Raw genomic sequence first — 12,688 nt, 5'->3', positions numbered from 1 at the left:
GACTCTTTATTGTACAAAAAAACACCACTGCTACACAATGATGTCTCAACAACGGAAGACATGGGATTCGAACCCACGCACGCTTTTACACGCCTACCGCGTTTCCAACACGGCCTCTTAAGCCTCTTGAGTAATCTTCCATGAATAAAAATATGGAGCCGGTGGGAGTCGAACCCACGTCCAAACACCTGCCAGCATATTTGTCTACAACCATAGGTTATGTCTTATTTTAACAGCTACATGACACATAACTCAAGCCCTGTACCTGCGAGTCTATCACTCTCTTATCTAACTCCTAGACAAAGTTAGATCGTATCTCGCTAAAATAAAGACCTGTCATCAAACACGAGCGATTCGAATCGGGTCACGCCTGCTGGTGTTTAGGCAGCTAAAGCGTAAGAATTATTATTTTTTGCAGTTATATTTAACTGGCGTTTTACATCCGCTAGATGAGTTGCAAAATATGCCTCATAATGCCTGTCGAATCCGTAACGACCCCAAAACGAATACCATTAGTATATCAAAATCTAGCTAAAAATGCAAAAGAAAAAATTGAACAAAGAAGCCTTCTGAAGAAAGATCCTTGTTCAATTAGCTATCATTATTGAAGATTCAACTTATACTTGCTGATATAGTGAACCGTAAAGTACATAGAAACAATTTTAATCGCTTCATAGATGAGTCCTGGGATGAAGTCAATTCCAAAATCATCGGTAGTACTAGACATCGTACCGATTAGATTAAATATGTTTTCTAAATCTCTAAAAGGATTGACAATTGTACCGATGATACTTAAAACAACCCACAATAAAAAACCAAATAAAATTGCTTTAAGACCACGACGATTTTGGAAGAGTTGACCAAGCGCAATCGATACATAAAACATCAAAATTCCTGAAGCTGTTGTAACCATTATCCAGACGATCTGCCATAGGGTAAAAGAATGGCTCAAGATAGAAAGGTAGTTATCCCAAATAAGAGAGAGATCTTCACCTGTTACAGAACCCATGACTAACAAAGTCACAATACCACAGATATAGAGAAGAACAAAGCAGTAAATGCTCGCTATCCAAGCTCCCAAAAATTTAGACAAGAGAATCGCATGGGGACTGGCTGGAAGGGTCCAAGTCAAGTAGCCTTCACGTCCATATAAGTTCGTATAGAAACGCCGGATAATAATATAATAGTTACTGAGAAAGAGAACAATCAAAATTCCAAAAATGAGAATAAAAAGAATCCCAATAATCGTTTCCAGCATTTGGTTTTCCAAGAAGTTGGCATTTGATGCATTACTTCCACCAATGACACCTACTAGAACTGATAAACCTAGGACAATCAAAGTCATCAACAAATACCATTTCGCTGTTGATTTAAATTCGTATTTTAATAATTTACCAAACATGGGGTCCTCCTAATAAACACGGAATTGATCACGGAAGATCTCATCGATTGATTTTCCGTGCTGATTGCGTAAAACAGTCGTATTTTCATGCAAGAGGATTCTTCCTTGGTTGATGAAAATAGCCTCATCCAAAACTTGCTCAATATCAGAAATCAAGTGAGTAGAGATCAAGACAGAAGAATTTGGACGTCTATTCTGAATAATGGTCCGTAAAATATAATCACGCGCTGCTGGGTCAACCCCACCGATTGGTTCATCGAGAACATACAAGTCAGCTTCACGGCTCATCACCAAAATCAATTGCACTTTTTCCTTGTTTCCTTTTGAAAGGCTATTCAATTTTTGATTTGGAAGCAAGTGTAAGTCATTGAGCAATTGATAAGCACGTTGGACATTAAAATCAGCATAAAAATCTTGAAAATAACGAATGGCATCGTTAATTTTCATATTTTCGTTCAAATAAGTTGTATCTGGTAAATAAGAAATAACTTTTTTAGACGCTGGGGATGGCAATTGTCCATGGATATAAATATTACCAAGACTTGGTTGCAACAAACCATTAATCAGTTTAATGATAGTTGTTTTGCCACTACCATTGGGACCTAAAAGCCCAATAATACGGCCAGGTTGGATGTTCAAACTAACATCCATAAGAGCAACTTCGTGCCCATAATTCTTTGTCACATGGTCCAAGTAGACCAAAGGATATTGATTCATGTAAATCTCCTTAATGTTCTATTTATGTTATTATACCGTTCCCTTTTAATGTTTGCAACTTTATCTGAAAATTTGCAAATAATTTGTACGCACTCATTCTGAATCAAGTGCCTGTTTAAACTAACAAGAGGTTGGGAACATTCCCAACCTCTTGTTATTCTGAAAGATAATCCCCTATTGATTGGAGAAGGTTTTAACTAATGCCGAGAGCAATCCGTGCATAGCGGCTCATTTTTTCAACCGTCCAAGCCGGATACCAGACGAGTTTCACATCCACAGATGTCACTTCTTCTACTTCGGTCAAAACATCATGGATTTGATCTGTTAGCAGATCAGCCAATGGGCATCCCATGGTCGTTAAGGTCATATCGATAATGGTTGCTCCAGTTTCACCATCAAAATGGATCTCGTAGACAAGACCTAAATTGACAATGTCAATCCCAAGCTCAGGATCGATTACCTCTTCCAAAGCATTTAAGATTTTATTTTTAATTTCTTCAATTTGCTCAGTTGTATAAGCCATATGACACTTCCTTTTTTACTAGTTTACTCCCGCCAGACCTAGGTTGCTTCTTCATTTCTAGGCGACCGTTAAAAAGGTCCACCGGACCTTTTTAATCCTCAATAAAGTCACGCAATGGTTTGCTTCTGCTTGGGTGGCGGAGTTTGCGGAGGGCTTTGGCTTCGATCTGACGGATCCGTTCACGGGTCACGTTAAAGACTTTGCCCACATCTTCCAAGGTCCGCATTTTTCCATCATCCAAACCGAAACGGAGACGAAGCACGTTTTCTTCCCGATCTGTCAGAGTATCGAGGACTTCATCCAACTGTTCACGTAGTACCACTCGAGTGGTGTAATCTACTGGATTTTCAATCACTTCGTCTTCGATGAAATCTCCCAAATGGCTATCATCTTCTTCCCCGATTGGAGTTTCGAGAGACACAGGCTCTTGAGCAATCTTCAAGATTTCACGCACCTTGTCTGGTGTCATATCCATACGTTCAGCAATTTGTTCAGGTGTTGGATCTTGTCCCAATTCTTGCAAGAGATTGCGTTGTTCACGGACCAACTTGTTAATAGTTTCCACCATGTGAACAGGAATCCGAATGGTACGAGCTTGGTCTGCAATGGCACGAGTGATAGCCTGACGGATCCACCAAGTCGCGTAAGTAGAGAATTTAAATCCTTTGGTATAGTCAAACTTATCAACGGCCTTCATCAAGCCCATATTTCCTTCTTGGATCAAATCTAAGAATTGCATCCCACGACCAACATAACGCTTCGCAATGGAAACAACCAAACGAAGGTTGGCTTCTGCAAGACGTTGCTTAGCTTCCAGGTCTCCTTGTTCCACCAAGATGGCCAATTCTTGCTCTTCTTCATTGGTCAAAAGTGGAACGACCCCAATTTCTTTCAAATACATCCGTACTGGGTCATTAACCTTGGCAGAGTTGCTTCCAAGCAATTCCTCATCTGACAGTTCTGGTTCTTCTTCGTTGTTTAAGACCCGGGTACTTGGATTTCCTTCTTTATCTGTGATTGAAATCCCTGCATCCTGAATCCGTTGCAAGAGATCTTCAATTCCGTCTGCATCCAGTGTGAAAGGAATAACCAACTTGTCATTAATTTCATCATCTGTTGCAGTCCCGCTTTGCTTGTGGCTACGGATAAATTCTGCAATTTGAACGTCCAATGTTGTAATATCTTTTTGTTCTTTAGCCATTCCTACTCCATTCTTCTTTTTTGAGCGATCAAGCGCTCGAGTTCCAATAAAGCTGTTTCCGCATCCCCAGTTGAGGAAGCTTCTTTCACTTTATTTCCAATTTGTTGACTTTCTTTACGAAGGAGCTCACGAGTTCTTGTCGCTTCTACTTCTTCGAGTTCACCATCCGCTATCTCTTCTGGTAAATCTTCTTCTAACATACGGTACCAGGCATGCTGGACCCCTTCGGCTTGCTCGGACAAATCCTGCGAAGTAACTTCCCCATTTTGACAGAGCAATTGATACAAGATCTGAAGCTCCGGTGTATCGAAGGAAAAATCAGGTCGTAAACGATAATCATTCAGCACCATGGGAAAATCCTTCATCCTGCTCAACAAATGATTTTCTGCCTTGATCAAGCGCGTCATCCCACGATTCGGCAAGAAATCTACTGAAAAATTCGACGTTTTTGCTCGCCCACTCGTTTGAGCCTCTTGTCGTTGATGCAAGCGACTATTATTAACAATCTGCTCAATCTGCAAATAATCAAAATCTGGTAATAAATCAGCCAGTTTATAGATATAGGTATTTTGTGCTGTGATGGAGCGCGTCTGAGCAATCATAGGCGCCATCTTTTCAACAAATTCAATCTGTGCTTGCAGATTTTCAATATACTGGGGCTTCCAGTAATGCATCAAGAATTCCACCTTACTGATCCGAGAATTCTTTAAGAGTCCTGATAGATCTTCTGGGGAAGTCTTTTTGAGATACTCATCTGGGTCCATCTGATCCGGAATACGGACAATCTCTAGTTCCAGATCCTGCAAAAGCTCCAAGGCCTTAGCTGTCGCTTCAAGTCCAGCTTGATCTCCATCATAGGTCAGAATGACTTTTTTTGCGAAACGAGACAGATGCTGGACGTGCTCCGGTGTCAATGCTGTCCCCATAGAGGCGACTGCATTTTCAATACCAGCTCGATAAGCCGCAATGACATCCATAAAGCCTTCCATGACATAGATTTCATGCTGTTTTTTTGCACTAGTCTTAGCTTGATCTAAATGATAGAGTTCATAACTTTTATTAAAGAGACGGGTACTACGACTATTCTTGTACTTGGCTTGATGACTCCCATCATCCATCTTTTTCCATAACCTACCAGAAAAAGCAATGACTCGTCCGCTATCATCCGTCAGAGGAAACATGATCCGATCCTGAAAAGCATCAAAAACTGTTCCAGCATCTGATATAGTAAACAAACCCGAATCGGTTATAACCTTTTCAGAAAACTTCTCGGATAGATTGCGATAGAGGTAGTTCCCTTCTGCTGGTGCTAGTCCCAATTGAAAATGTCGGATGACCTCATCGGTCAACCCCCGTTCATGCAAATAGTGTCTCGCTTCTTCCCCCATCTTTGTCGTCATCAGAATGGCTTGATAGAACTTGCTAGCTTCCTGATGAATGTCATAGAGTTCTTGATTGGGATTGGTTTGCACTTGTTGACTTGGCCTTGCCTGATACTGAAGCGCAATACCAGCTTTGTCTGCTACAATCTGGACTGCATCCATAAAGGCAACTCCCCGATAGTCTTCAATAAATTTAAAGACATCGCCAGAGCGACCACATCCGAAACAATGGTAAAACTGTTTGTCTTCAACGACATTAAAGGACGGAGTCTTTTCTCCATGAAAAGGACAAAGGCCTAAAAAATTACGACCAGCCTTGGTCAAGGAAACGACCTCGCCAATCACTTCGACAATGTTTACACTGTTTTTAATCTCTGCAATTAGCTCTTTTTCAACCATAAACAGTGCCTCCATTTTACCATAGATTATCACTTTATATTTTATACTAAAAGTTAGTAAAAGTAAATTTTTTCCTACCGATTTCACACTCAAAAGAAAAGATTTTCACCCTTTATCACTAATTTTTAAAAAAATTGTGCATATTTCTTGTCAGTCTAACTATTTTCCGTTATACTATCATAGTAAAAAATTATTATGAAAGGACATATTTAGGATATGTTAAAAGATTTGAAAGATTTTCTCCTTCGTGGGAATATTGTTGACCTTGCTGTTGCAGTCGTTATCGGAGCTGCATTTGGAGCTATCGTAACATCATTTGTTAACGATATCATTACTCCACTTATTTTGAACCCAGCTTTGAAAGCTGCTCGTGTTCAAAATATTGCACAATTGTCATGGAACGGTGTTGCTTACGGTAGCTTCTTGAGCGCTGTGATCAACTTCCTTGTTGTTGGTACTGTTCTTTTCTTCGTAGTGAAAGCTGCAGAGAAAGCTCAAAACCTTGGTAAAAAAGAGGAAGCTGCTGAAGAAGAAGCTGCTGCTCCTACTCAAGAAGAGTTGCTTGCTGAAATCCGCGACTTGCTTGCAAACAAATAATCAGATAAAAAGATCCGATCTTCTAGTTAGAAGGTCGGCTTTTTTTGTGTTGAATTTTTTTAGAGAAACAAAAAACAGACCGAAGTCTGTTCTTGTATTCAATTAGAATTTTTTACGTTTACGAGCTGCTTCTGATTTACGTTTACGTTTTACAGAAGGTTTTTCATAGAATTCACGTTTGCGTGTTTCTTGAAGAGTACCAGCTTTAGTAACCGCGCGTTTGAAACGACGAAGAGCATCGTCAAGAGATTCATTCTTACGTACTACTGTTTTTGACATGTTTTTCACTCCCTTCAAGCCTAAAATCTTAATCATTTTATCACACTTTAAAGGTGCTGTCAATATCTTTTGAAACTTTTCTACTATCCCCATTCATTTTTTGCGCTTTCCAACTTTTTCATTCCTTGCATTTTATGTTACAATGGAAACAAAGAAAACCATGAAGGAGACACCATGTCAGAAATTTATGATATTACCATTGTTGGGGGCGGACCAGTTGGTCTCTTTGCTGATTTTTATGGTAATTTGCGCCAAGTAAAAGTCAAACTAATTGATTCCCTGCCACAATTGGGAGGGCAACCAGCTATCCTCTATCCAGAAAAAAACATTCTTGATGTCCCTGGATTTACGAATTTAACAGGTCAAGAGTTGAGTGACCGTTTGATCGAGCAAGTGAAAGGATTCGACACTCCGATCTTCCTCAATGAAACCGTAGAGGGGATTCAAAAAGAGGGCGATATTTTTACCATCACTACTTCTCGCCAAAAACATTTGTCTAAAGCAATCGTCATTGCCATGGGAGGTGGAGCCTTTAAGCCACGCACCCTTGATATTGAAGGCGCTGAGGACTTTGACAATGTTCACTACCACGTTTCAAACATCCAACAATACCAAGGACAGCAGGTAACTGTCCTTGGGGGCGGGGACTCTGCAGTCGACTGGGCCCTTGCTTTTGATAAGATTGCTCCGACTACGATCATTCACCGAAGAGATAACTTCCGCGCCCTCGAACACAGCGTGGAGGAATTGAAACATTCTTCCGTGCAGATTAAAACACCCTTTGTTCCAAGTCGCTTGATTGGAGAAAATGGACAAGCAACTCATCTAGAAATCACCAAAGTCAAATCCGATGAAACAGAAGTGATTCCAATAGATCACTTGTTTGTTAACTATGGTTTTAAATCTTCCATCGGGAACCTAAAAGAATGGGGTGTAGACCTGCAACGCCATAAAATAAAGGTGAATCAAAAACAAGAAACTAGCCTTCCTGGAATTTATGCCTGTGGAGACTGTTGCTTCTACGAAGGAAAGATCGATCTCATCGCTACAGGTTTGGGTGAAGCCCCTACAGCTGTCAACAATGCCATCAACTACATCTATCCAGATAAGAAAGTCCAACCAACCCACTCAACCAGTTTATAATAAAAAAGTTAATCGATTCTGCAAGTAAGTAAAAATGAGTTCCTATTTTTAGAATGAATCAAGAAAAAATATAAACTTTCCGCTGTGAGAAAAGTGCCTGAAACAATACGTTTCAGGCACTCGAAATTACTAAGACCTTAGGCTCAATAATTAGTCATGGAACTTCTACGAAGTTCGCTGACGTCCGTACTCACCTAAGGAAAGTTTTTAAAAAGACTTTATCCTCATTATGAAAGGCCTTTGGCCTTTTTTATTTGTCTAAATCGTCTGCGATCTTATTGATCCTACGCAAGCGGTGATTGACGCCACTTTTTGAAATAGGTTGTTGCAAACTATCTGCGATCTGCTGGATGGAATAATCTGGATGGTTCATCCGGATATAGGCAACCTCTTGCAGGTCACTTGGTAAACTTCCTAAGCCGACCGTATCCATGATTTTACTAATATTATTGATGGTTTTCATACTAGCTGTGACCGTTCGCTGGATATTGGCCATCTCGGCATTATTGGCCCGATTGAGATCATTGCGCGTCTCTCTCATGACCTTGATAGCTTCAAATTCTTGCATAGCTTCCATAGCCTCTACCACAATCAAAAAATCAATGATATCTTCCGCTCGTTGAAGATAGGTTACCACACCCTTTTTACGCTCAATGGTTTTGGCATCTAGCAGAAAGCCTTGCATAAGAAGGGCAATTCCTTCCGCGTGATCCGTGTAGACAGAATGGATTTCCAACTGGTATTTTCCTTTTTCAGGATCCATGATGGAACCACTCGACAAAAAAGCTCCCCGAAGATAAGCACGACTCGCTACTTCATCTTCTAAAACACTGGCATCAATTCCTGTCTCGATTCCAAAGAAGGCATCTGCCAAATGTAAGTCAGCTAGAATCTCTTCCACCTTTTCATCCAAGAATACCGTGTAGACACGATTTTTTTTCAAATTGGTTTTTTGGTGGTGACGAATATCCGACTTGGCTTCATAAAAATGATGCAACAACTCATAGATATGGCGAGCGATCTTGGCATTTTCTGTCGTCACTGAGAGCGTCAAGCCCCCCATTGATATTCCAAGGCTTCCAGACATTTTGATAATGGCAGCCAACTCACTCTTTTCAAATCGCTTAAGAGACAATAATTCTTCTTTGACGCGAATCGTAAAACTCATTTTATCACCTGCACGATCTGCATCAGTTCTTCTACTACTTTTTCACCATCATGAAAAGCCCCCCCGTTGACCAGCTTTAAGAAATCGGAAGAAATCACTTGAGGCACTTGCTCTCGCAAGCCCTTAAAATCATGCTCTACCTGCACCAAGTACTCATCAAATTTATTGCTATTCATATAAGTCGCAGGAACCTGATTGATATTGACAAGAACTGTATCAATAAACTTGTCTCCCAAGTGTTTGTGAAGGACAGCCACATGGTCACTATCCGTGAAGTGTTCGGTCTCCCCTCTTTGGGTCATGATATTGCAAACATAGGCTACTTGGGCTTTGGTTTCAAGGATAGCGGCTCCAATCTCATCAATCATCAAATTGGGAAGAATTGAGGTAAAGAGCGATCCAGGCCCCAAGACCACCATATCACTTTCAAGAATCGCTTCCACCACTTTTTTACTAGCTCTTGGACGCTCTTGATCAAAGGTATTGGTCACATAGACATGATCAATCATACCAGTGTAGTTGGCAATTTGACTCTCCCCTATCACTTCTTTTCCGTCTTGAAAGACGGCATGAAGGGTCAAGGGACTATCACTGGAAGGGTAGATCTTTCCCGTTGTATGGAAAAACTTGGTCAATAATTGCATGGCGTTGTAGGTTGAACCTTGCATCTCTGAAATTCCTGCAATGATCAAATTTCCCAAAGGGTGGCCAGCCAAAGGCCCATCATCGTCTGCAAAGCGGTATTGAAAGACCTTTTCATAAAAACGAGGCATATCTGACATGGCAACCAGCACATTTCGAAGATCTCCAGGTGGTGTCAATTTTTGGATATTCTTCCGCAATTCACCTGAACTCCCACCATCATCTGCAACGGTTACAATGGCCGTGATGTCGACAGGTTTCTTTCTCAGGCTATCTAAAATAACAGAAATCCCTGTCCCTCCTCCAATAACGGTTACTTTTGGTTTTCTCATGAGCGATTCACCGTTTCTTTCCGTCTGTCCTTGTCTCTATGACTGCAATTGACCTGCCAATTTTTTTCTAAATCATGCGCTAAACGTTCGGCAAAGGCAACTGAACGGTGTTGCCCTCCGGTACAGCCCATAGCGATGGTGAGAACAGATTTTCCTTCTCGTTTGTAAGACGGTAAAATAGGAAGGATCAGGTCATGGAGATGACGGTAAAAGTCCTCTGATTCAGGGTGATCCATGACATAATCATAGACAGCCGGATCTTGACCTGTTAAATTACGAAGTTCTAACTTGTAATAAGGATTGGGAAGAAAACGCACGTCAAAGACCAAGTCGGCATCAATCGGAAGGCCATATTTAAAACCAAATGACATAACCTCAACCCGAAAATCTGGCTGATTATCTTGACTGGCAAATTGTTCGGCGATGGTTTTTCTCAGATTACGGGGCGTCAACTCAGTCGTGTCCACCACATTTTGACTAATATTTTTCAAAGGAGACAAGAGCTCTCGCTCTAACGTAATCCCATCCAAGACACGACCATCTGCCGCTAGTGGGTGACTTCGACGGGTTTCCTTATACCGCGCTACCAACTCACTGTCCGTGGCATCCAAAAACAACACCTTAAAATCGAGGTCTTCTTGGTTGTCTAATTCGTCCAAAATCGTGCGAATTTCATTGAAAAAGGAACGGCTGCGCATATCCACAACAACGGCTAATTTATTGTTATCTGGGCTGAGACGCATGAGCTCAATAAATTTCAGCAAAAGCGCTGGTGGCATATTGTCGATGGTAAAGTAACCTAAATCCTCAAAAGATTGGATGGCGACGGTCTTACCAGCACCGCTCATCCCCGTTACCATAACCAGTTGAATCTTACTTTTTGTCATTTTCTACTCCCATAAATAAAACAGAGTGGTCTTACAGTCTCCTGATCTCCACTCTGTTTTTTGTCTTTGAATCGTTATTAGGCCTTGATTTCCGCAATAACTTCAATTTCAACCTTCACATCACGTGGCAGGCGGGCTACTTCAACAGCAGATCGAGCTGGAAACTCTGTAGTAAAGACTGTTTGATACACTTCGTTAAAAGGTACAAAGTCATTCATATCACTCAAGAAACAAGTAGTTTTCACTACATGGTCAAAGTCTGTTCCGGCCTCTTCCAAAATAGCTGCAATATTTTTGAGAACTTGTTGTGTTTGCTCTTGGATGGTTTGCCCAATGATTTCCCCAGTTTCAGGCGATAAGGGAACCTGACCGCTTGCAAAGAGAAGATTGCCTACAATTTTTCCTTGAACATAAGGTCCAATTGCAGCAGGTGCTTTATCTGTATGAATTGTTTTTGCCATAGTATTCTCCAAGTCTATTTACTTCTGCTGGTTTTCTTTTGCTGCTTTTTCCCTCTGTAAGCGCATTTTGCGCTTAGGATTTAGCGTATTAAAAAGTTCTTCTAGTTTTTCAGCATTCCAAACATCAGCTGCTGAAACAAAATTTCCATTTTCATCTCGAAAAGAGATCGGTTTATCTCCCACTGAAAAAGCCTCATTTCTTATTTGGAATCCTTGATCCGCTCGGGACCACCCTTAATCTACAAACTCAAACTCAAATTTACCGATTCGAACGATATCACCGTCTTTGGCTCCACGCGCGCGGAGAGCTTCATCGACACCCATTCCACGCAATTGACGCGCAAATTTCATGACAGACTCATCGCGATCAAAATTGGTCATATTGAAGAGCTTCTCTAGCTTGTCACCTGACAAGATCCAAGAAGCATCGTCATCGCGATTGATCTCGAAGGCTGGTTGGTCCTCATCAAAGCCGTAGTAAACTTCTTCTTGCGCCATATCTTCTTCTGTATAGAGCAAGAATTCTGGTGTTTTGTCTAACAAGTCTGCTGTTGCTTCTAACAAGTTGTCCAAACCGTGATGCGCTAAACTAGAGATTGGGAAGATTTGTGGCAGTTCATCAAACTCGTCGTAGTTGGCCGCCAATTTTTTCTTGAACTCTTTCAAATTTTCCTGGCTTTCTGGCATATCCATCTTATTCGCCACGATAATCTGAGGACGTTCCATCAAACGAAGATTATAAGTTTCGAGCTCTTTATTGATTTGAACGTAATCTTCATAAGGATCGCGTCCTTCACTGGCTGACATATCGATGACATGCAAGATGACACGGGTGCGCTCGATGTGGCGGAGAAACTGGGTTCCTAGTCCGACACCTTGGCTTGCCCCTTCGATCAATCCAGGAAGGTCAGCGACTGCAAAGGATTCACCTGACGGCGTCCGAACCATGCCCAAATTTGGAACGATCGTTGTAAAATGATAGGCCCCAATCTTTGGTTTGGCAGAAGTTATCACACTGAGAAGAGTTGATTTCCCGACTGATGGGAAGCCAACTAAACCAACGTCTGCTAATACCTTGAGTTCTAATTCGAGTTCTCGTTCCTGACCTGGTTCCCCATTTTCTGAAATCTCAGGAGCTGGATTCTTTGGAGTAGCAAATCGAATATTTCCACGTCCGCCACGTCCACCATGGGCTACAATATACTCCTGTCCATTTTCAACCAAGTCGGTAATGACCTTACCAGTCTCAGCATCTCGGACTGTCGTTCCTTGCGGTACTCGTACATAGAGATCTTCTGCTCCCCGTCCGTGCATCCCTTTGGTCATCCCTTTTTCCCCATTTTGGGCTTTAAAATGTCGGTTATAGCGGAAGTCCATCAGTGTGCGCAAGCCTTCGTCTACAACGAAAATGACATTCCCGCCACGGCCTCCATCACCACCCCAAGGTCCGCCATTAGGGACATATTTTTCACGGCGAAAGGCCACCATGCCATCGCCGCCATTTCCAGCCTTGACCTTAATCTTGGCTGTATCTAAAAACATACTCATAAATTAA

General features: G+C 41.5%; 14 protein-coding genes, 1 tRNA gene and 1 other RNA gene. 2 read left to right on the top strand and 14 right to left on the bottom strand.

What is annotated here, in order from left to right; genetic code table 11:
* Positions 1–52: 52 nt before the first annotated feature.
* From QM830_RS01345 to dnaG, 7 genes are all read right to left on the bottom strand, one after another.
* Positions 53–140, bottom strand: a tRNA-Ser gene (locus QM830_RS01345).
* 10 nt (positions 141–150) lie between these two features.
* Positions 151–499: a transfer-messenger RNA gene (gene ssrA / locus QM830_RS01340) on the bottom strand.
* Positions 500–601: 102 nt separating this feature from the next.
* A complete protein-coding gene (locus tag QM830_RS01335) occupies positions 602–1,402 on the bottom strand; it encodes a hypothetical protein (RefSeq protein WP_414325262.1) in 801 nt (266 codons plus the stop codon).
* Positions 1,403–1,411: 9 nt separating this feature from the next.
* Entirely contained in the window at positions 1,412–2,119 is a 708-nt protein-coding gene (locus tag QM830_RS01330) for an ABC transporter ATP-binding protein (protein WP_414325261.1), read from the bottom strand.
* 193 nt (positions 2,120–2,312) lie between these two features.
* Positions 2,313–2,642 (bottom strand): metal-sulfur cluster assembly factor, encoded by a 330-nt coding sequence (locus tag QM830_RS01325; RefSeq protein WP_009732581.1) that lies wholly within the window; start codon positions 2,640–2,642, stop codon positions 2,313–2,315.
* 91 nt (positions 2,643–2,733) lie between these two features.
* Positions 2,734–3,843: an RNA polymerase sigma factor RpoD gene (gene rpoD, locus QM830_RS01320; protein WP_414325260.1), complete on the bottom strand. Its 1,110-nt coding sequence runs from the start codon at positions 3,841–3,843 to the stop codon at positions 2,734–2,736.
* Positions 3,844–3,845: 2 nt separating this feature from the next.
* Positions 3,846–5,624, bottom strand: a complete 1,779-nt coding sequence (gene dnaG, locus QM830_RS01315) for a DNA primase (protein WP_414325259.1) — start codon at positions 5,622–5,624, stop codon at positions 3,846–3,848.
* A 216-nt stretch (positions 5,625–5,840) separates the two neighbouring features.
* On the opposite strand from dnaG, the gene mscL reads away from it, so the two are divergent.
* A complete protein-coding gene (mscL, locus tag QM830_RS01310) occupies positions 5,841–6,221 on the top strand; it encodes a large conductance mechanosensitive channel protein MscL (RefSeq protein ID WP_414325258.1) in 381 nt (126 codons plus the stop codon).
* Between the two features lie 102 nt (positions 6,222–6,323).
* On the opposite strand, the gene rpsU is transcribed toward mscL, so the two are convergent.
* Positions 6,324–6,500: a 30S ribosomal protein S21 gene (rpsU, locus tag QM830_RS01305; protein WP_000048054.1), complete on the bottom strand. Its 177-nt coding sequence runs from the start codon at positions 6,498–6,500 to the stop codon at positions 6,324–6,326.
* Between the two features lie 174 nt (positions 6,501–6,674).
* Here rpsU and QM830_RS01300 point away from each other — a divergent pair, with 174 nt between their 5' ends.
* Complete coding sequence (locus tag QM830_RS01300) at positions 6,675–7,643, top strand: NAD(P)/FAD-dependent oxidoreductase (RefSeq protein ID WP_414325257.1); 969 nt, start codon at positions 6,675–6,677, stop codon at positions 7,641–7,643.
* Between the two features lie 250 nt (positions 7,644–7,893).
* Here QM830_RS01300 and whiA read toward each other — a convergent pair whose 3' ends face one another.
* The 6 genes from whiA to obgE form a co-directional block, all read right to left on the bottom strand.
* A complete protein-coding gene (gene whiA / locus QM830_RS01295; RefSeq protein WP_414325256.1) occupies positions 7,894–8,811 on the bottom strand; it encodes a DNA-binding protein WhiA in 918 nt (305 codons plus the stop codon).
* Entirely contained in the window at positions 8,808–9,785 is a 978-nt protein-coding gene (locus QM830_RS01290) for a gluconeogenesis factor YvcK family protein (RefSeq protein ID WP_414325255.1), read from the bottom strand. The genes whiA and QM830_RS01290 overlap by 4 nt, the downstream gene beginning before the upstream one ends.
* A complete protein-coding gene (rapZ, locus tag QM830_RS01285) occupies positions 9,782–10,672 on the bottom strand; it encodes an RNase adapter RapZ (protein WP_414325254.1) in 891 nt (296 codons plus the stop codon). Before rapZ ends, QM830_RS01290 begins: the two co-directional genes overlap by 4 nt.
* 77 nt (positions 10,673–10,749) lie before the next feature.
* Entirely contained in the window at positions 10,750–11,133 is a 384-nt protein-coding gene (locus tag QM830_RS01280) for a RidA family protein (RefSeq protein ID WP_414325252.1), read from the bottom strand.
* Between the two features lie 18 nt (positions 11,134–11,151).
* Complete coding sequence (locus QM830_RS01275; protein WP_247923117.1) at positions 11,152–11,316, bottom strand: hypothetical protein; 165 nt, start codon at positions 11,314–11,316, stop codon at positions 11,152–11,154.
* Between the two features lie 51 nt (positions 11,317–11,367).
* Complete coding sequence (obgE, locus tag QM830_RS01270; RefSeq protein ID WP_414325250.1) at positions 11,368–12,681, bottom strand: GTPase ObgE; 1,314 nt, start codon at positions 12,679–12,681, stop codon at positions 11,368–11,370.
* Between the last annotated feature and the right edge of the window lie 7 nt (positions 12,682–12,688).

Origin of the sequence: Streptococcus sp. OMI750, assembly GCF_047463895.1 — a bacterium.
Taxonomy (GTDB): Bacteria; Bacillota; Bacilli; order Lactobacillales; family Streptococcaceae; genus Streptococcus.
Note: the sequence above shows the minus strand (reverse complement) of the source record. Positions and strands in the feature narration are given on the sequence as shown.